At 68.6% G+C, this 18,197-nt stretch carries 17 protein-coding genes and 2 pseudogenes; 9 read left to right on the forward strand and 10 right to left on the reverse strand.

All coding sequences use genetic code 11. From position 1 onward, the window contains the following. Positions 1-102: 102 nt before the first annotated feature. From DSC45_RS06920 to DSC45_RS06930, 3 genes are read right to left on the reverse strand one after another with little or no spacing between them, the layout of a single operon-like run. The gene (locus DSC45_RS06920; RefSeq protein ID WP_240434501.1) at positions 103-1,938 is read right to left on the reverse strand and encodes a DEAD/DEAH box helicase; all 1,836 of its coding nucleotides are present in this window, start codon (positions 1,936-1,938) and stop codon (positions 103-105) included. Then, positions 1,935-3,374, reverse strand: coding sequence for a ParB N-terminal domain-containing protein (locus DSC45_RS06925; protein ID WP_119288119.1), 1,440 nt, complete (start codon positions 3,372-3,374; stop codon positions 1,935-1,937). The genes DSC45_RS06920 and DSC45_RS06925 overlap by 4 nt, the downstream gene beginning before the upstream one ends. 17 nt (positions 3,375-3,391) lie before the next feature. Further along, positions 3,392-4,075 carry a heterodisulfide reductase-related iron-sulfur binding cluster gene (locus DSC45_RS06930; RefSeq protein ID WP_119288121.1) on the reverse strand — a complete coding sequence of 228 codons (684 nt, stop codon included), beginning with the start codon at positions 4,073-4,075 and terminating at the stop codon, positions 3,392-3,394. A 215-nt stretch (positions 4,076-4,290) separates the two neighbouring features. On the opposite strand from DSC45_RS06930, the gene DSC45_RS35665 reads away from it, so the two are divergent. The 3 genes from DSC45_RS35665 (at position 4,291) to DSC45_RS06945 (ending at position 7,080) form a co-directional block, all read left to right on the forward strand. Further along, entirely contained in the window at positions 4,291-5,112 is an 822-nt protein-coding gene (locus DSC45_RS35665; RefSeq protein WP_162929158.1) for a hypothetical protein, read from the forward strand. Between the two features lie 110 nt (positions 5,113-5,222). Then, positions 5,223-6,434, forward strand: a complete 1,212-nt coding sequence (locus DSC45_RS06940) for a helix-turn-helix domain-containing protein (RefSeq protein WP_276145449.1) — start codon at positions 5,223-5,225, stop codon at positions 6,432-6,434. A 277-nt stretch (positions 6,435-6,711) separates the two neighbouring features. Further along, complete coding sequence (locus DSC45_RS06945; RefSeq protein WP_119288125.1) at positions 6,712-7,080, forward strand: hypothetical protein; 369 nt, start codon at positions 6,712-6,714, stop codon at positions 7,078-7,080. On the opposite strand, the pseudogene DSC45_RS06950 reads toward DSC45_RS06945, so the two are convergent. Further along, positions 7,067-7,443, reverse strand: a pseudogene (locus tag DSC45_RS06950) (FBP domain-containing protein). The gene DSC45_RS06945 and the pseudogene DSC45_RS06950 overlap by 14 nt on opposite strands. 24 nt (positions 7,444-7,467) lie before the next feature. After that, a complete protein-coding gene (locus DSC45_RS36265; RefSeq protein WP_240434502.1) occupies positions 7,468-7,572 on the reverse strand; it encodes an FBP domain-containing protein in 105 nt (34 codons plus the stop codon). A gap of 463 nt (positions 7,573-8,035) precedes the next feature. On the opposite strand from DSC45_RS36265, the gene DSC45_RS06955 reads away from it, so the two are divergent. Next, on the forward strand, positions 8,036-9,058 hold the full coding sequence (locus tag DSC45_RS06955; RefSeq protein ID WP_162929159.1) for a hypothetical protein: 1,023 nt from the start codon (positions 8,036-8,038) through the stop codon (positions 9,056-9,058). A gap of 183 nt (positions 9,059-9,241) precedes the next feature. Continuing rightward, on the forward strand, positions 9,242-10,318 hold the full coding sequence (locus DSC45_RS06960) for a hypothetical protein (protein ID WP_119288129.1): 1,077 nt from the start codon (positions 9,242-9,244) through the stop codon (positions 10,316-10,318). Positions 10,319-10,355: 37 nt separating this feature from the next. On the opposite strand, the gene DSC45_RS06965 is transcribed toward DSC45_RS06960, so the two are convergent. Then, entirely contained in the window at positions 10,356-10,721 is a 366-nt protein-coding gene (locus tag DSC45_RS06965) for a winged helix-turn-helix transcriptional regulator (RefSeq protein ID WP_119288131.1), read from the reverse strand. Between the two features lie 164 nt (positions 10,722-10,885). On the opposite strand from DSC45_RS06965, the gene DSC45_RS06970 reads away from it, so the two are divergent. From DSC45_RS06970 to DSC45_RS06980, 3 genes and pseudogenes are all read left to right on the forward strand, one after another. After that, on the forward strand, positions 10,886-11,815 hold the full coding sequence (locus DSC45_RS06970; protein ID WP_119288133.1) for an NAD(P)-dependent oxidoreductase: 930 nt from the start codon (positions 10,886-10,888) through the stop codon (positions 11,813-11,815). Between the two features lie 189 nt (positions 11,816-12,004). Continuing rightward, positions 12,005-12,913: pseudogene (locus DSC45_RS06975) on the forward strand (metalloregulator ArsR/SmtB family transcription factor); the annotation flags it as partial. Beyond that, complete coding sequence (locus tag DSC45_RS06980; protein WP_119288136.1) at positions 12,910-13,512, forward strand: dihydrofolate reductase family protein; 603 nt, start codon at positions 12,910-12,912, stop codon at positions 13,510-13,512. The pseudogene DSC45_RS06975 and the gene DSC45_RS06980, both read left to right, overlap by 4 nt. A 213-nt stretch (positions 13,513-13,725) precedes the next feature. On the opposite strand, the gene DSC45_RS06990 is transcribed toward DSC45_RS06980, so the two are convergent. The 4 genes from DSC45_RS06990 to DSC45_RS07005 form a co-directional block, all read right to left on the reverse strand. Next, entirely contained in the window at positions 13,726-14,271 is a 546-nt protein-coding gene (locus tag DSC45_RS06990) for a GNAT family N-acetyltransferase (protein ID WP_162929160.1), read from the reverse strand. Positions 14,272-14,514: 243 nt separating this feature from the next. Further along, positions 14,515-14,883 carry a hypothetical protein gene (locus tag DSC45_RS06995; protein ID WP_162929161.1) on the reverse strand — a complete coding sequence of 123 codons (369 nt, stop codon included), beginning with the start codon at positions 14,881-14,883 and terminating at the stop codon, positions 14,515-14,517. A gap of 181 nt (positions 14,884-15,064) precedes the next feature. Beyond that, positions 15,065-15,586, reverse strand: a complete 522-nt coding sequence (locus DSC45_RS07000) for a hypothetical protein (protein WP_240434503.1) — start codon at positions 15,584-15,586, stop codon at positions 15,065-15,067. A 200-nt stretch (positions 15,587-15,786) separates the two neighbouring features. After that, entirely contained in the window at positions 15,787-16,809 is a 1,023-nt protein-coding gene (locus tag DSC45_RS07005) for a GlxA family transcriptional regulator (protein ID WP_119288142.1), read from the reverse strand. Between the two features lie 71 nt (positions 16,810-16,880). Between DSC45_RS07005 and DSC45_RS07010 the strand changes: the two genes are divergently transcribed. Continuing rightward, on the forward strand, positions 16,881-18,188 hold the full coding sequence (locus DSC45_RS07010; protein WP_119288144.1) for an MFS transporter: 1,308 nt from the start codon (positions 16,881-16,883) through the stop codon (positions 18,186-18,188). Positions 18,189-18,197 lie beyond the last annotated feature (9 nt).

Here is an 18,197-nt window from a genome sequence, read left to right on the forward strand (position 1 = left end):
TGACGCAAAACCGACCCCCAGTGTCGCAGAGCGGCTGTGAGACTGCTGCCCATCTCCGGGCAGCAGTCTCACAGCCGCTTCGCCCCACCACACAGTCGGGGGTCACACAGCGCCCTGGAGGTCCTCCCTGTTCACATGCTGGAGCAGGGCCTGAACGTCACTAGGGGCCAGTCCGGCGGCAACCGAGGGCTCTTCCTCCAGGTAGGCCAGCTGCTGCACGGTCGGGTCGTCGAGAATCCTGCCCATGAAGTCCAGCTTCAACTGGAGCCGTGCCGCCACCACTTCGTCGACAGTTCCCGAAGCGGCCAAGACCGTCACACGGGTCTCCATATCCGAGGCCAGTCCCAGCCGGTGGATCCGGTCCAGGCTCTGCAGGAACCGTCCTGCGACGAAGTCCCTTTCGACGTACACGGCATCGTGGCACGTGCGATGAAGGCTGATCCCTTCCCCCAGCGTGGCCGGGTTGGAGATCAGCACCATGCAGTCCTTGTCCGCGCGAAACCGCCGCAACTCCTCCTCGCGGTCCGGTGTCCCTCCGTGAACTACGGCAGGTTCATATTCACTGAGCAACTTAGCCAGCGTCGTCAGACTGCGTACGAAAGTTGTCCAGATGAGGGTCTTCCGTCCCCGCCTGGCGTTCTCTGCGACGATCGCCGCAGCCTCCTTGTATTTGGGCGACATTTCGTAGTCGGGCAAGCTCTGCAGGAGCGAATAGAGCGAACTGCCTGCAGGGATCTGCAGAGGCGGAAGCTGATAGGCGAGCGGCTCGTGACGGCTGGCACCGGCCAGCACAAGAGCCGGGCTCGTCGCCGCCATGAGCAGACGCAGCGCCGTCTTCCCGAGCGAACTCAGGTCATCGCGTTCCGTACCGGAACTCCCGTTGACCATGGAGTTGTAGATATCGCGATGAAGGTCCGGCAGGTCCACATACCTCATGGACAGATCCATGGGCGGCAGCCCCAACTCATTCTTGGTTGTCCGCGTGAACAGCGGACGCAGCACGCTACTGGCATGGGCAAGGTCCCCGCCAGCCACGGCGCGAGTGACGGATCGCTGGCCGTGCCCTGGCCAGACAAACCCAAGGAGACTCTCCAGGTCGCGTGATCCGTTGGGCGCCGGTGTACCGGTGAGGATCAGCCGCCTCCGCGCCAGAGGCCCGAGCGCCATGCAAGCAGCCCCGTACGTCCCCCGCACCCCAAGTTTCATTCGGTGCGCTTCATCCAGGATGATCATTGAGGGAGCGGCCTTGAGCCAGCTGGCCAGACTGGGCAGCGCTCTGTCGAGACGCTCGTAGTTCACGATCAGCATCTCGGTCCATCCATTGCGCGAACGCTCCATGATCTGCGTTCGCAGCGGATCCTGGAACGACAGCGCAGCTTCGGACTCCCAAGCCTCATAGGCTGACTTGGGACACACGACCAGGACGCGGCTGACCTTCTCCTGTTCTTTCTGGGCGGCGTAGACAGCTAGCGCCACGCGAGTCTTTCCCGCGCCGGGCACGCTGAAGTTCGCACCGTGCTGAAGGGACAACAGCTTGGCGATGTCGCGGCGCTGGAACTCACTGAGTGCCCCCACCCAGTTGTCACCTAGCAGGGCTTCGACGTCGTGATCCGCTACCGCAGCAGTCGCGTCAGTACCGTTTGCCAGGCGCGACTCGACAGCTTTCGCGTCCTGGAGAACGCCAACGACCAGTTCCCGCAGCTCCTGATCCCAGACAACTCCTGCGCGGTCCGGCCAGCTGTTGACTGACGCAACGTCGCCAAGCAGGTCATCAAGATCTAGCTGGGCTTCAAGTAGCCCTAACTGTCCTCCACTTGGGAAGCGAGCAGTCAAGCGCACCAAGTCTTGTCTGTACTTCTCGGTTGTCCGGAGTACGACCTTGGTGCGAGAGGAATCAAGCGCAAGGCGCAGGGAAGCTTCCACCGCCGATGCCGTCACCGGTGGAGCTCCAGCTTGGCAGCACCCAGAAGCCATGCCAAGCCGTCACCAGGATGACTAGCTCCACGCCCAGCCTGCTGTGCCAACTTGCTGATACTGGACCGAAGTTTAAGAAGTGCCTCGTCGAAAGCCTCCTCATCCAAGGACTGCGATGCCCGGGCCTGGACGAAATCCGCGACGCACTGATCGATATCCACACAGGCGTCTGCGAGGCGCGCCGGCGCCAGCTGCTTGCGCTTACGCACGCGCGCATCCCTCCCCGCCGCGTCGATAGCCCGGTCAAAAGCCTCCTTCGCCTCCTCGACGACCTCTTGGGCGCTGCTCATCTCAGCGTCGCCCAGCCCCGGCTTACCGCCCCTTGCTGCGGCTTTGGCCCGCACGATCCGGTCAGTGAGCGAGCGCGCCGCGGCGACCGCGGCCGCAGTTTCCGGCACCGGCATGTCCAGCCCAGCGATCGTCTCGGCGGGTTGCGGCTCAGGCTCGGTCCCCGCCTGCGTCAGGTTCGGCGGAAGATTCCGGTCGAGGTAACCGCTGTGCAGGAACGTCTCATCGATGTGCCGGACATCGGTCTTCGAGAAGCCGAGGAGGATAGCGGCAAGCCTCGCCTCCTTGAGCGCTTCCGCCTGGTCCGGGTCTACGCTCTTCAACTTCTCGTAGCGACGGTGCAGCTCCTTGAGCTTCTCTTGATCATCCTCGAAATCCACCAGCCGAAGAGCCGCCACTCCCCCGCGGCTCGAACTACGTTTGATCAACTCGCGAACTACGCCGAGGATCCACCGTTCCTGGTGGTACGTGGCCTCACGGATACGGAAGTCACGGGCGATGTCGCCAGGAATCCGCCCCACCGACGCCTGCTCTTCCATCGCCAGCAACCGGTTGATGTACGAGTAGTCCCGCCGGTGATCGTTCCGCAGCTGAAGCGAAAGCTCCACCGCGTTGATGTCAGCCCAGCTAAACGATGCTGGGAGAACTCCCACACGCATGGACGTCCGACCGAGATCGCGCAGTCCGGCTGCCCGCGTGTTGCCGTTTACCAGCACGCCATGGTGCGTGACGAGTCCGGGGTCGCTCTGCCCGAACTCCGAGAGGCTGACCTTGAGAGCGTCGAACCTGCTATCGCGCTCCGCCGGGTTCGACGGCGAAGCCATCAGCAGCTGCTCCAGGTACCTCTGGCTGTCCGTGCTCCAAGGAGCTTCGTCCAACGCCGCATCCTTGCCGGCGTCGTGGCTGCGCTGGGCTCGGATGCGATGCGTCCCAGGGTTGTAGTAGAGATCAGTGAGCGGCACGTCAATCACCTCGACGTGGAGGGTCCTATCGTTCCAGTCAACGGTGACCGTCTCCCGGGTGCCGCCGGACTCCTTGGCCTCGGCGAGCTTCTTCTTGACCGTCCGGCTGATCTCCTCCGCACGCGGCGGGGGTTCGAATGAAAGCATCATGGTCTGCCCTATCCCTTCTAGTTGCCCAGTCCGCGCGTTGCGTCCCTCACAGCATCACGCGACGACTCCGGAAACGACCGATAGGTGGCCCACAGCTTCTCGAGCTCGCCGAGCTCCCGCTGACCGGCATCCATCCAACCCAGGAACACGTCCTGCTCCAACGGACCCAACCCCTGCACCCTGCCGATGAACTCTGCCAGGTCGACCTCCCGGTGCGCGCCACCGGTCCTGCAGCGATTGCACTCAGTGACCAGCTCGGTCTGCTCGATGCCGTCCAGGTTGCGCACGTTCCGGCGGGCGATGTCCAGCTGAGCATCGGGGCCACCGTCACCGTAGGACTCGCCGGCGCTGATACCGCAGGACCGGCACAGGAATCCGTCAGCCTGCATGACCTTGATCCGCTGCGCAGCCGTCAAGCTTGTCTTTGCCTTACGGAGCGTCTTCTGGCCCGGAATCCAGACCTCGGCACCACGCTTGACGTACCGCTGCTCGTCCTGCCTCAGTGAGGGGTCATCGCGGCTCGTGTGAATCTCCCAGCCGTGGTCACGGAGTTCCCGGATCCGGCGATCGATCTGCGCCTCCGGGAACGCTGCACGGACCTGCGCCTTGGTGAACACCCTGCCTTCTCCCACCACCGACACCAACCACAGGGCGGCGCGCGCCTTGGATCCCAACCTCGTGTCCTGCCACGACGGTTCCATCGGTACCTCCGGGTCTCGTCTTGCGTCATGCCCGTCCACCCGCAGGCCCGGAGGTTTTCACTCAGAGGCTCGGGCGGGTCGGAACTGCTGACAACTAGCGTTCTCCGGTACCGAACAAGAATCCAGTGGAATCATGTCTTGCGCGCAGGTTGGCAAGACGGGGCTCCGGCGGTCCGCTGCGGTACCGCTGGCGGCATACAGAAGCGGGCGGTCAGGTGTCTCGAAGAGGCCAAGCAGGCGGCAACATCAATCAGAACGTCCCTCCGGGCAGTCGAAAGGATCTAGCCGAGGCTGCGATTTACCTGTACCAGCACTGCGGGGTGCATCAGCCGCCGACGCTGCGCGAGTTGTCCGAGCGGCTTGGCGAACTTGGCCACCCAGTCGGCGAAGACTCCGTCTCGCGCTATCTCAACGGCTCCAGAGTGCCTGGTCAGCAGTTCATTGAGCACCTCTACAAGCTCACCGCCGAGGCGTCCGACACACGTTCCATGCGCTATAGCCTGCAGGAGCTGCAGCACCTTTGTGAGGCGGCACACAAGGAGTGCCGTTCCGTTGAATGCGCGAACCTCCGCCGTCGTCACACACGAACCCAGGTGGAACTGGAACAGGCCCGGCGTGAGCTCAACTCACTGCTCCGCGCGGCAGGCAACAGGAATGCCGCATTGAACCTCACAAGTTCCGCCTCTGATCAAGGAACGCACCTGCCGGTCCCCCGCCGATCAGGGGACCGGCAGGTGCGACAACGCACCCAGCTCGAAGCACGGCTCCTGGCCAGCCGCGCAAGGGAGCTGATCGAGCAGCAGAAAACAGCCGGAGCGCTGCTACTGCTACGCGAAAGCATGCGCGAGCTGTCCCCTCTGGAGAGCACCCTCTACCTCGCTGCCCTTCGGCACGAACACCCCCGGCTGGCTGACGAGTATGTGTGCATTTTCGTGCGCGAACGAACTGACCGGAGCGTGATCCACTTCGCCGCCGAGTTGCACAAGAGGGGCATGCCTGAAGAGGCAGGCGCTGTACTCCGTGCCGTAATCAAGTAGTCGGCTCAGGTCGCACTTGGCCCCGTACCCTGGCCCTGATGTGATCTGCAGAGAGGGGCAAGGTCGTGTCGAATGGCGGGAGTTCGTGGGGGGCGGGGGCCGTCGAGCCGATTGCGTTCGGGCAGCGGATGCAGGTGTTGCGCGTTCGGCGTGGGATGAGTCGGGTGGTACTTGCCGGGCTTGTGGGGAAGTCGCCGAGTTGGGTGAAACAGGTTGAGGGTGGGCGGCTGCAGATGCCGAAGCTGCCCATGGTGCTACGCATCGCGGAGGCCTTGCGGGTCAGGAACCTTGCAGAGCTGACGGGGGATCAGTCGGCCGCCGTGGACCTGTTCACTGGTCCTGGACATGTTCGGCTGCCTCAGGTCAGGGCCGCGATCAATGCTTATCCGCAGCCGACAGCTGGTGAATCTCCGCCCGTGGAGCACCTGAAGGTGAGGCTGGACCGGGCCTGGGGCGCCCGGCATTCGGCGCCCGACCACCGGGACGTAGTCGGCGCTCTGCTGCCCGAGTTGATCCGGGACGCGCAGCTCGCAGTGCGCCAAGCGGACGGCGGTGGGGAGCGGCGGCGGGCGCAAGGGCTGCTCTCGCAGGTGTACAGCCTCAGCCAGTTCTTCATCGCGTACCAGCCGGACGCCTCGCTTCTGTGGCGTGTGGTCGAGCGCGGGATGGTTGCCGCTCAGGAGTCGGAAGACCCGCATGCGATCGGCGTCGCCGCCTGGCTCGCGGCTCAGGCTCACCGGGACAGCGGGCCGGGGCATTTCGAGGAGGCCGACGCGGTGAACCTCGGCACGGTGCGGTACTTGGACCGACTTCTGCCGGATGCCGGTGACGACGTACTCGCCATCGCGGGGGCCTTGCAGTTCGAAGCCGGCTATACAGCAGCTCGGCGGGGCGATGCCGGAGCGGCCTGGGGCTACTGGGACGCCGCACGCGCCATGGCCGAACGCCTGCCTGCTGGCTATTACCACCCGGTGACCTCGTTCTCGCGAGCCATCATGGGTGCCCATGCCGTCACCATCGCCGTGGAGTTGCACGCGGGCGGCGAGAGTGTCCGGCAGGCGACCGCAGCCGATGGCACCGCCATCCCGTCCCGTCCGCGACGTGCCCGGCACCGCATCGAGGAAGCCCGTGGGTATCAGCTCGACGGGCAGGCCGAGGCGTCGCTTGCGGCGCTGAGCAGGGCGTATGAGGCGGCGCCCGAGACCATTCGCTACAACGGATACGCCCGTCGGATCGTGCTGGAGGAGGCGGAGTCCAAGAGTCCTGGGCAGCGGCGCAGGGCAGGGGAACTGGCGGTGAAGATCGGCGCGTTGGCGGCATAGACACTGCCCTGCATCCGCGGCAGGTTCAGGATGAAGGGACACAGAGTGTGCCCCTTCATCTTGGCAGCGGCTCCTACGTTCGTCGTCGTATGACAACGAGGGCCCTCACTCCCGCGGACGCGGACCCGGGGGCTCGGCCATCGCTGACCAGGAGCGCCGACTTGCCGCACGGTATCGCCGAGCTTTTCGCCTCACTCGTGAATCGGGCGCGCGAAGCGCCTCGCCCGTCGGGCCGCCCCTGGGCGAGCTCGCCTCTCGGTGTGGAGGTGCACGCCGCATGAACCATGACCGGTCACCGCGGTTGCTGCCGTGGTCCACGCCCGAAGACAAGCCCTGCTTCCTCATCAGTGATGGGGCCGGCTATCTCTCCCGGTTTGCCGATGACATGGAGGCGGTGCAGCTCGGTATGGGCGGCGATCTCCTGGGGCACGCGAAGGATCTGCTCGGACAGAGCGAGGCCACTGCTGAAGAACTGCGTTTCCTGACAGCCAGGTTGAGCGAAGCGCTGGCGGATGCGCTGCGGATCGCGAGGAGCCGTGGTGCGCGGCTGGCACAGCCATCGGGTGCGGAGCACGCGTCGCAGGCCGCGTACGAAAACGCCGGCGGGGATTCGTCCGGGGCGGAGGGCGAGATCAGCCCGCCATGACCTTGCCCGTGAAGTCCGAGAGGTTGTCGCGCAGGCGGGTTACGCGTTGGGCGGGGGTGAGGGTTTCCTCGTGGCTGTAGGTGCGGAGTTTGGGGTGGCGCTTGCCGCGGGCGTAGAGGGGGGGCAGGCGAGGTAGGCGCAGATGTAGGTGCCGACCGTGTTGCCCGTGCGGCCTCGAGGGCCGGCGACGGGGGCGACGAGGGGGGAGACGCCGGAGGAGGCGTGGTTCGTCAGGCAGATCTGGCACATGCTCGACTTCACGGCGCTGATGCGGCGGGCCGTGGGGACGCGTAGCGAGATGCCGAGCGGGCCGTCGTCCTGGGGCGTGGCGATGTGGGTGCGCAGGGGTGCTCCCGGGTCCACCCAGCCGAGGAAGTCAAGGCCGCCTCACGGGAGCTCGGCGAAGTCCAGGGGCAGGCGCGGGCGGGAGGCCTCGCCCTTCATGCAGTTCACGAAGGGCGAGCGGATCTGATTCTCGGTGAGCGGTTTCACGAGCGTCGACCTTAGGTTCGAGGGTTCGGTCCCGCATCCCGATTTCGGACGCGGGAACGCCGACGGGCTGCAGGAACCGGTGGGCGCCCTGGGCCGGGACCTGGTGAGTGCCCATCGCGGGTGTCTGTGCTGGTGGAGCGAGCAGGTGAGGGGCGGCTGCGGAGAGTGAACGGGTTGAATGGGGTGCAGTCGGTCGCTCGGTGTGGCTGTGCCTGAGGGGGCGGTGGGAATGCAGGACGGTGGGGACAGACCGGGGTGGCGGGGCGCCCTGTTGGTGCTGGTCTGTGCCGGAGTGCTGTGTGTGGTGGGCGGCGGCGTGATGTTGGCGCGGGTGCCGGGGACGATCGCTGAGCATCGTGCCTACGAGAACGCTCCGGTCTGCGGGGCCGGCGGTGACCGAAGCGCAGGCGGCGGCAGACATACCGACGGTGACGAACGTACCAGCAGTGCCGGACGTACCGGCATGGCCAGTTGGCCCCGCTCCCGCTCCTGCGTGACGAAGGTCGCGGCAAGAGTGGAGCGCATGGAGCAGCGCGGCAGATTCTCCAAACGTTCCCTGCACGTAAGCGAGTTGAGGTCGGGGGCGATTCCGGGCGGCGCCGGGGGTGGCGGGCACGTCGAGGTCCGGCTGCTCGATTCCGATCCGCTGTACAACGACGTGTTGCTCGGGGACCGGGTGACGCTCTCGTACTGGAAGGGCGAGGTGCGGACCGTGCGCCACGGAGCGCTCACCCAGGAGACCGAGGATTCGCCGGCCAACACCTGGCGGGTGCCCGTCGGCATCGGGTTTCTGGCCACACCGTTCGGCCTGATCATGCTCTTGATGTCCTGGAGTTACCGGAACCACCACCCCAACGAGCTGAGCACGGCCCCCAGTTGGCCCTTCGCGGGCGTCCTGACGCTGCTCGGTTCCGGCGTGGTGGGCTCGTTCGTCAGCAGGGATGCCGACCATGTCCAACAGGTCTTCCTGGCTGCGGGGATCGCGGCGGCGGTGTGCGCGGTGCTGAGCCTGCCCCTCGCCTGGACGATGGCCTGGATGCAACGGCGTGCCGCGGACACCAGCGATGTGGTGCCCGTACGGCTGGCGGCACCGCTGTGTGTTGCGGCGGAGGTGTACGGCGAAGTGCCCTACAGCATCGACGAGTTCCGGTTCCTCCTGCTCGGTGCCGGACCACCCGCTGTCACGTCGGTCCCGGTCGAGTGGAGTACGCCGCAGCAGCTGCCGGCGAGCCTCGCGATCCAGGAGGTCAGGTCGTTCCGGCCGGGTGATCCCACGCACTGGCCGAGCACGTACCAGTACGACGGGATCGTTATCGAGTGCCTCGACGGCGAGCAGGTGGTGCTCATCGCCTGCGGCCGCCGGGACGCGCCGCTGATCCTGGGCGCGCTGATCCATGACCGGTCGGCGGTACGGCCGTGGGGCATGGATGGCTTCGGTGGTACGAGCGGGAGGGCGGGGCTGCCGGGAGATCCGGCGCCGGCCTGATGACGCTGCGGCTCACTTGCCGCACGGCGACTCCGGCGCGGTGTTCGCAACGGTCGGGTGAGTTACGCAGCGGTCCGAGGAGGGCCGGGAGAATGGGGCCGGCGACGGTCGCCCGATGCGGCCGAGCCGGGGGGGGTGGGTATGCGGAATTGTGGGGAGAGACCGGCGCGACGGCGGACGATCATGCTGGCGCAGGCGTCTGCCGGGCTGCTGTCTCTACTGGTCGGCGGTGTGCTGTTCGCGCAGATTCCGGGGGCGCTCGCAGAGAGTCGTACGTATGCGGACACGCCGGTCTGCCGCACGGCGGACGAGGCGAGGTCCGGCTCCTCGTGCGTGGCGAAGGTCCCGGCGGATGTCGAGCACACGGAGCGGCGCACGGGCGGCAAGTCGACCCAGTACTGGTTGCACGTAAGGGAGTTGGGACCCGACCGAACCGGAAGCCGGGAGGACGGGCGCGTCCGTATGCGTCTGCGTCAGAACTCCCCCGCGTATGCCGCCGCGCGTACGGGGGACCGGGTGACGCTCTCGTACTGGAAGGGCGAGGTGCGGGCAGTGGACTTCGGGACGGTGACCCTGGAGACCTGGAGCTCACCGGCCAACGACTGGCGGTTGCCCGCCGGCGTTGGGTTGCTGGTGACGCCCTTCGGCCTGTTCATGCTCTGGACGTCCTGGTGGTATCGGAACCGCTACCCGTACCAGAAGAGCGTGTCGCCCGGTCCGGCCGTCCTGGCCACCGTGACGCTGCTCGGCGCCGGGATGCTGGGGCTCGCCGGCAGCATGACCACCGACACGGTCCAACAGACCTTTGCCTTGGCGGGATTCGCGGTTCCGGCGTGCGCCGTGCTGAGTCTGCCGATCGCGTGGTGGAAGGTGCGGCAGGCACGGCGCGAGGCGAGCAGGCGGAGCGTGGTTCCCGTACGGCCTTCCGAGCGTCGGTGCGTACGGGCCGGCGTTTACGGTCAAGTTCCGTACAGCGTGCCGGGGTTCGATCATCTCCTGCTCGGCGAAGGGCCGCGGCCCGCGGTCACTGCCGACCCGGCGGGGCGGGTCTCGCTATGGCCGCTGCCGGAGACGTTGACCGTATGGGAGGTCAGGGCGTTCCGGCCCGGCGATCCCGAGCACTGGCCGGGGATCTACCAGCAGAACGGGGTCGTCATCGAGTGCCGCGACGGTGCGCAGGTCGTACTCATCGGCTCCCGCCGCAGGGACGCCTCGCTGATCCTGGGCGCGCTGATGGCACCGCCCGTGGAAGACCGCTGAGGGCGAGTCGTCACGCCGCTCCGCTGACGGCGACTCGCTACGCCGTCCCGCCGACGTCGACCTTCTCCGCTCCGATCCGGCGCATGCGCTCGGAGCCCCACGCGCCGAGGGAACCGAGCGCCTCGTTGAGTGAAATGCCGTGCTCCGTGAGGGAGTACTCGACCTTCGGCGGCACTTCGCGGTAGACCTCGCGGTGGACGAGGCCGTCCTCCTCCATCTGCCGCAGGTGCTGGATCAGCATCTTCTCGCTGACTCCCGGCAGTCCGCGCCGGAGTTCGGCGAAACGGCGGGTGCCGTGATTGTCCAGTTCCCAGAGGATCAGCGATTTCCACTTGCCGGCCAGGACGTCCATCGCCGCGTCGACACCGCAGATGTAGGGGCCGCGCCGCTCCGTACTCGCCATCGTCGTCCCTCCTGGTCGACCGCCCTTACTCACCATTAGGTAAGTACCCCACTAAATAGTCCGTACTGGTCAACTCTACTGGCGGAGCTGAGGATCTGAACGGCGGAAGGCGCACTTCACGCCGGGCGGAGAGACCGCCCCCGACACAGTGGGGAGTACCGACGATGGCGATCGACACGAAGAGCGAAGACAAGGACGACAAGGACGACAAGGGGATCGAGCGCGGGAGCCGCAAGCCGGCGGTGAGCGTTCTCGGCCTTGGCGAGATGGGACGGGAGTTGGCGGGATCGCTGATCGACGCGGGCCATCCGACGACCGTGTGGAACCGATCGCCCGGCAAGGCGGACGATCTCGTGGCACGGGGCGCGCAGCCGGCCGGGGATGCGCGATCCGCCATCGAGGCAGCCGAGTTGGTGGTCGTCTGCCTGCTCGACCACGCGTCCGTGCACGAGGTGCTGGATCCCCACGTCGACGCACTGGCCGGCCGCACCGTGGTGAACGTGACCACGACGGCGCCCGACCAGTCACAGAAGTCGGCCGCGTGGGCCTCTGCGGCGGGGATCGTGTACGTGGACGGCGGGATCATGGCCACGCCGGGGATGATCGGACAGCCGGGGTCGTCGATCCTGTACAGCGGCTCGGCCGAGGGGTTCGAGCAGTACCGGACGGTGCTCGAGCTCTGGGGCGAGAGCGTCCATCTCGGCGAGGACGCCGGCCTCGCGCCCCTTTACGACCTCGCTCTGCTGGCGGGTATGTACGTGATGTTCGCCGGCTTTTTGCACGGTGCCGCGATGGTGGCGCCGGCCGGGGTGACGGCGCGCGAGTTCGCCGGGAGGTCGGCGCCCTTGCTGGCCGCCATGACCGGCGCGTTCCAGGGTTTCGGCGAGGTCGTCGACGGCGGCGACTACACCGTGGCCGGACAGCAGAGCCTCGAGTTCTCCAGCCTGGACGACATGTTGGCCGCCACGGCCGCGCAGGGGGTCAGTACCGAGGTCGTCGAGATGGTGCAGACGCTCATCCGCCGGCAGATCGATGCCGGGCACGGGAAGGAGGGGTTCGCTCGCATCATCGAGAGCATGCGGCGGCCGGGCTGATGCACTGCGAATGCCGCTGGGCAGGGACGCCGCTCGGCTGAGGACGCTTCCAGATCGAGGCAGGCGCCAGATCGAGGCAGGCGCCAGAGCAAGCGAGCCGCCAGGGCAAGCAAGCCGCCAGATCCAAGAGCAAACTCCGATCAATATATTCCTTGACACGAATATTCTCTATGGAGAATACTTCCGTTCATGGATGCCACCGAAGCGCTCCTCACCGCGTTGGCCGACCCCGCCCGCTGGCGGCTGGTGAACCTGCTGGCCGAGCGGCCCCGCCCCGTCGGAGTCCTCGCCGAGCTGGCCGAGGCGCGTCAGCCGCAGACGACCAAGCACCTGCAGACGCTGGAGCGCGCCGGCGTCGTCGCCTCGCAGCGTGCCGGGCAGCGCAGGGTGTACGCCCTGCGCTCCGGCTCGCTGCGGGATCTGGCGGCGGCGCTCAACCTGCTCGCCGACACCACGGACCGGCCAGGCGGTCCGCTCGAGGCGTACGAGCGGTACGGATCGGGGCTGCACACGGAGCGGCTCGCGGCGCGGGATCAGGGCTGGGCGGACGACCGTACGTTCCTGTTCCACCGTGCGCTGCCCGGGAGCCCCGAGGTGGTGTGGCGCCACCTGACCGAGGCGGATCTGCTGGCCCGATGGTGGACGCCGGCCGAACTGCGCGTCGCCGAGCTCGTCTTCGAGGCCCGGCCGGGTGGTCGGATCGTCCACACGTACCGCGATATCGAGGACACCGGCGGGTCCGACCCGTTGGCGGGGCGCGCAGAGGGTGTGGTCGAGGAAGTACGCCCGGCGGAGCGCCTCTCGTACCGGCACTCTCCGCTGCTGCCGGACGGGAGTCCCGCGTTCACCGCCCACGTCGACATGACGCTGACGCCCTCCGCAGCCGGCACGGATCTCGATGTCCGCTGGCTGATCACCGACAGCACCGTCGATTCCGCCGACTTCGTGGCCGGGATCGAGATCGGCTTCGGCCAGAGCCTCGACCACCTCGCGGTCGCCGTGGCCGAGGAGCCGCGGCACGCCGCCCCCCGGACGAACGAGCGCAGCGACGGACGCACAGCCACAGCCAGGCAAGACCGAGAAGGGGAAGTGACATGACGACCAACCCGGCCGCACGCAAGGTCACCGCGAACATCGCCCTCACCCTCGACGGCCGTTACAACGGCCCCGGAGGCCCCGCCGACATCGGCGCCATCGTCGGCTACGCGACCACGGAGACGGCTCGCGACCACCTCACCCGCATCTGGGAGCAGGCGACGACAGCGGTGCTCGGCCGGGTCAATGCGGAGGGGTTCCTGTCGTTCTGGCCGACGGTCGCCGAGGACGACAGCGCGGATGCACGCGACCGCGGCTACGCGAAGTGGCTGGTGGACGTGGACAAGGTGGTCCTGTCGAGGACTCTGACCGAATCCCCGTGGCCACGCACCCGGTTGGCGAACGCCCCGGCTGCCGACGTCATCGCGGACCTCAAGGCCACGGGCGAGGGAGACATCCTGGTCAACAGCTGCCCGAGCGTCATCAAGGAGCTGCTCGCCGCGGACCTGATCGACCGGCTGTACCTGCTGATCTGTCCCGAGATCGCGGGGGGCGGCGAGCGGCTGTTCGAGGACGGGCTGCCAGGATCGACATGGGCGGTCACCCGGCAGGACACCGGGGAGCAGGGTGAGATCGCGGTGATTTACGACCGCGTCCGCTGAGCCCTGCCCTCAGGACCGACGGGCCCTGGAGTGGGCGGCGGTCCGGCGCCGACAAGTCCCGGGACGCACTGCCCGGTTGGAGTTCCCTGAGGTCCACCGAGTCCACCGAGTCCACCGAGTCCACCGAGTCCACCGAGTCCACCGAGTCCGCCGGGTCCACCGGGTCCGCCGGCGTCCGCCCAGGTCTCCTTCGGGGCCGAAGCGGTCCCCCGCTCAGGCCGCGAGAGCCGCCGGATGCTTCGGGGAGAGGAAGACGATGACCTCGTTCGCCGCCTCTGGCAGCGGCTCGACCTCGTGCCAGCCGAGACGCCGGTAGCTGGCGACGGCCCGCTCCGCATGGCGGGCCATTGCCACCCACGCGCGGCCCGACGGCGCATCGGCGGCGAGCTCCGTGAGCAGTGTGCGGCCGGTGCCCTGCGGCCTGGCGTGCCGTCGTACCGCGAGTTCGTCCAGTTCGAGTGCCCCGACGAGGAGTTCGGCCACCCGCCGCGGACCGAGCTGCGCGACGACCTTCGCGTGCAGCGGGGTGTCCGGCAGCGCCTTGGGGGTGAGCCGGGCGATCGCGAAGCCGTCGATGCCCTGCGGGGACTGGGCCAGCACCGCACGGAACCCCGGCCGGTCGGCCGCGCTGCGCAGGCGTCCGTGGAAGCGCTCAGCGCCTTCCTCGCCCTCGTTCCAGGGCGGGGCCGAGAAGACCTCGGCGTATGCGTCCACCAGGTCCTCGACAAGGTCGAGGACGGTGGGTCCGTAACAGATCACCGGTACTGCTCCTTGATCCGGTCGGTTGAATCCGCTTCGCCCGAATGTAGGCGTTGGTGCCGGTGTGGAGTAATGCGGGGGGTAAGAACAGGGGATGACACCTTTGGTCCGCGATCATCAACTGCCGTGCGGTACGCGGCAGATGGGCAGCTGAACCCGGTTGCGTGGGCACAGATCTGCGAGTGTGCACCCGGGGACGGAATCCGGCCATCTCACCGGGCGTGTCGCGCGGGCCGGCAGAGATCAGCCGCCGCCCCTGCCCCCGCACGCCTTGTCCACGAAGTAGGCGACCGGGCCGAACAAGGTCCAGGGGATGCTCACCCAGATCAGGGTCGCCCACAGCGCCACGTCACCGCGCAGGCCCGGCCCGACGGCGATCTCCATCAGCACGCACAGCGTCGACGGAGCGGACACGATCGCCGCCCCCCAGTGCGGCTGCCTGCGGTATCCGAAGTACGCACTGACGCCGACGTGCACGGCACAGGCGGCCGCCACGGCCCCCAGGAGCGCGTCGGACGGGTCGCTGAACAGCCTCCCGTCCGTGGCGAAAAACCTCCACGGCAGGATCAGCAGACAGGCGGCGCTCACCACGGCGAAACCCGCCAGGCTCACCAACACCCGTTCCCGCCAGGGACGTTCGGAAAGCGGGCCCGGCACACTCCGGGCCCGCCGCTTCTCCCACGACCGTCCGGTCGCGTGCCGCGACACCTGCGGCTTCGCCCACGCCTCTTCGTCGCGAGCGTTTTCTGCGTCCATCGCCACCCCCCGAAGGCGAAGTACCGCAGGCCGGCGGTCAGCTCCGCCCGCCGGCACCCACCCGGGCCGCGACGAAGGCACCGGCCGCGAACAGGGCGCCGAAGAACACCCAGGCGACGGGCCACACCGCCGCGTCCTGCACCGGGTGCGTAGCGAACGACGCGAGGAGCAGAGCCGTGGGCGGCACAGCGACGAGCGGCACCGCGAGAGCGGTGCGGTCCCTGCGCCCCAGGTAAGCGGCGAGCAGCAGAAGCACCACGGACAGTCCCACAACTCCCGTGGCGGTCACCGGAGTTGTCTCATCGATGACGCCGGGCGACGCGGCTCGGTTGCGCAGGTCCCAGGGCAGGAAGAGCAGGTACGCACCGCCCGCGGCTACGGCGGCCGCCAGTCGTACGGTCCACCGCTCGGCGAAGGGGCGCTCCCCGAGCGGGGCCAACAGGCGCTTCGTGAGAGTGCCGGGATTGGACGCGGCGGCGTTCTGCCGCCGTCCGTTCCGCCGCTCGTTCCGTGTCATGGCCGCCGTCGTTCCGTGCGTGGGTGTGATCGATGTCGTCATGGGCCCACCCTCGCTGCGGGAGCCGGGCGGGCCACAGAGTACGGGTACTCATCTCGCTGCCGAGTATCCGAGTAGCTGTCCGCCGGTGCGCGGCGGGCGCCTTCCCGGGCGTCGGCCCGACGGCCCCGCCCTCAAGCGCCGGACGGACTCGATGCCCGGGCCCGGCCGAATGCCCCGGCCAGACTCGATCCACGAGACCGCTACGACCGCGGCCCCCTGAACGTCGACCGGTAAGCCCCCGGGGAGACCCCGAGCGCCGACTGGAAGTGCTGGCGCAGGGACGCGCCCGTGCCGAAGCCGGCGTCGGCGGCGACACGGTCCACCGTGTGGTCGGTCTCCTCGAGCAACTGCCTTGCCTGTTCGATGCGTTGACGGGTCAGCCACTGCATCGGAGTGAGTCCGACCTCCTCGCGGAAGCGGCGGCTGAAGGTGCGCACGCTCATGCCTTCGCGGACCGCGAGCTGCTTCAGGGTGAGCGGCTCGCCGAGGCGGGTGAGGGCCCAGGCGCGGGAGGCACCCGTGCCGGCGAGGTCGGGGTCGGCGACGGGCCGCGGGATGTACTGGGCCTGGCCGCCCTCGCGGTGCGGCGGCACCACGGTCCGCCGGGCCACGTCCGCGGCGACGGCCGCCCCGAAGTCGCTGCGGATCATGTGCAGGCACAGGTCGATGCCGGCGGCCTCGCCCGCCGAGGTCAGCACCCGGCCCTCGTCGACGTACAGCACCTCGGGGTCGGTCGTGACCTGCGGGAAGCGTCGGGCGAAGGCGGCCGCCGAGCGCCAGTGCGTGGTGGCGCGGCGGCCGTCGAGGAGTCCGAGGGAGGCGAGCACGAACGCTCCGGTGCAGATCGAAGCGATCCGGCCGGTCGCGGGGACGGCGGCGAGGGCGTCGGCGAGCGGCCCGGACAGGGGCGCGTCCAGGGACTCGTCCTGCTCGTGCGAGGCCGGTACGACGACGGTGTCGGCCTCGGCCAGCGCCTCGGGGCCGTGCGGCGCGTGGAGGGTGAAGTCCACGTCCGTACGCACCGGTCCGGCCACGAGTGCACAGGTCACCACGGAGTAGAGGGGCGAGCCGCCGGACGTGCGGGCGGAGCCGAACAGCTGGTGCACCAGGCCGAGTTCCATCGGCAGCACGCCGTCCCGGACGAACACGGCGACCCGGTGCGGGGAGTCGGTCCCCGCACCCGTATCGGCCGCCCCTGCGTTCCTCACTCGCTCAGCACCCATGGCCAGATTCTTTCACATCATGGCCATCTGGCCACTCGTACGGCCACCCACCCGGGACGCAGGCTCGGACCATGAACGCAAGGACGGCGGCAGGGCCCGCGACACCCACCACCACACCGGCACCCGCTCCGCCCCGGAGCCTGCGCCCCTGGGCCGTGGCCGCCGTCGCGGCCGTGGCCATCGTGACGGCAGGTGCGTTCACCACTCTCGCCGGGCTCCTGGTCGGCCCGCTGCACGCGGAGTTCGGCTGGTCGCGGGGCGCGATCGGCGTCGCGATGGCGGTGAACATGGTCGTGTACGGGGCTACGGCGCCGTTCGCGGCCGCCCTGATGGACCGGTTCGGGATGCGCAGGGTGATCGGCGGTTCGCTCGCCCTGATCGCGGGCGGCGCCGCGGGCACTCTGACGATGGGCGAGATCTGGCAGCTCGTCCTGTGCTGGGGCGTACTGGTGGGGCTCGGCAGTGGCGCCGCGTCCATGGTGTTCGCGGCGACGCTGACGGAGCGCTGGTTCGTGGCGCGGCGCGGCCTCGTCGCGGGGCTGCTGACGGCGGCGAGTGTGTTCGGCCAGTTCGTGTTCCTGCCGGTGCTCTCGCGGGTGGTGGAGGGGCCGGGCTGGCGTACCGCCACCCTGACGCTCGCGGTCGCCGCGGCGGCGGCGACGCCGCTGGTCGCCTTCTTCCTGCGGGACCATCCCGCCGATGTGGGCGGACTCCCCCACGGCGCACGGGAGTTCGTGCCGAGGCCGCCCCCTGTGCAGGGCGCTGCGGTGCGGGCGGTACGGACTCTGGTGTCGGCGGCGCGTACGGCCCCCTTCTGGCTGCTCGCCGGGATCTTCGCGGTGTGCGGTGCGTCGACGAACGGCGTGATGTGGAGCCACTTCGCGCCCGCCGCGCACGATCACGGGATGCCGGTGACGGCGGCGGCGTCCGTGCTCGCGCTGATCGGGATCTTCAACGTGGCCGGCACGGTCGCCTCGGGCTGGCTCACCGACCGTTATGACGCACGTCGGTTGCTCGCCGGGTACTTCGCCGTGCGCGGCCTGTCGTTGCTCGTACTGCCGCTGCTGTTCTCGGCGACCCTGAACGCGCCGCTGGTGGCGTTCGCGGTGGTCTTCGGCCTGCTCGACGTGGCGACGGTGCCGCCCACCATCGCGCTGGCCCGCGAGCACTTCGGGGCCCGGAGCGCGATCGTCTTCGGCTGGGTGAACGCGGGGCACCAACTGGGCGCCGGAGCCGTCGCGTTCGGCGGCGGTGTGGCCCGCGACCTGTTCGGAGGTTACGACGTGGTGTGGGTGACGACCGCCGCCCTGTGCGCGGCGGCGGCCCTGCTCTCCCTGGTGGTGCGCAAGCCCGCGCCGACCACTCGCCCGGCGCCGTAGGCCACGGGA

Origin of the sequence: Streptomyces sp. YIM 130001 (genome assembly GCF_003574445.1) — a bacterium.
Classification (GTDB): Bacteria; Actinomycetota; Actinomycetes; order Streptomycetales; family Streptomycetaceae; genus Streptomyces.

Coding starts and splice junctions, on each gene's coding strand:
- DSC45_RS06955 (WP_162929159.1), top strand. CDS start 8,036: ATGGCCAGTTGGCCCCGCTCCCGCTCCTGCGTGACGAAGGTCGCGGCA.
- DSC45_RS06925 (WP_119288119.1), bottom strand. CDS start 3,374: ATGATGCTTTCATTCGAACCCCCGCCGCGTGCGGAGGAGATCAGCCGG.
- DSC45_RS07010 (WP_119288144.1), top strand. CDS start 16,881: ATGAACGCAAGGACGGCGGCAGGGCCCGCGACACCCACCACCACACCG.
- DSC45_RS06970 (WP_119288133.1), top strand. CDS start 10,886: ATGGCGATCGACACGAAGAGCGAAGACAAGGACGACAAGGACGACAAG.
- DSC45_RS06930 (WP_119288121.1), bottom strand. CDS start 4,075: ATGGAACCGTCGTGGCAGGACACGAGGTTGGGATCCAAGGCGCGCGCC.
- DSC45_RS06980 (WP_119288136.1), top strand. CDS start 12,910: ATGACGACCAACCCGGCCGCACGCAAGGTCACCGCGAACATCGCCCTC.
- DSC45_RS06965 (WP_119288131.1), bottom strand. CDS start 10,721: ATGGCGAGTACGGAGCGGCGCGGCCCCTACATCTGCGGTGTCGACGCG.
- DSC45_RS07005 (WP_119288142.1), bottom strand. CDS start 16,809: ATGGGTGCTGAGCGAGTGAGGAACGCAGGGGCGGCCGATACGGGTGCG.
- DSC45_RS06960 (WP_119288129.1), top strand. CDS start 9,242: ATGCTGGCGCAGGCGTCTGCCGGGCTGCTGTCTCTACTGGTCGGCGGT.
- DSC45_RS06945 (WP_119288125.1), top strand. CDS start 6,712: ATGAACCATGACCGGTCACCGCGGTTGCTGCCGTGGTCCACGCCCGAA.
- DSC45_RS07000 (WP_240434503.1), bottom strand. CDS start 15,586: ATGACGACATCGATCACACCCACGCACGGAACGACGGCGGCCATGACA.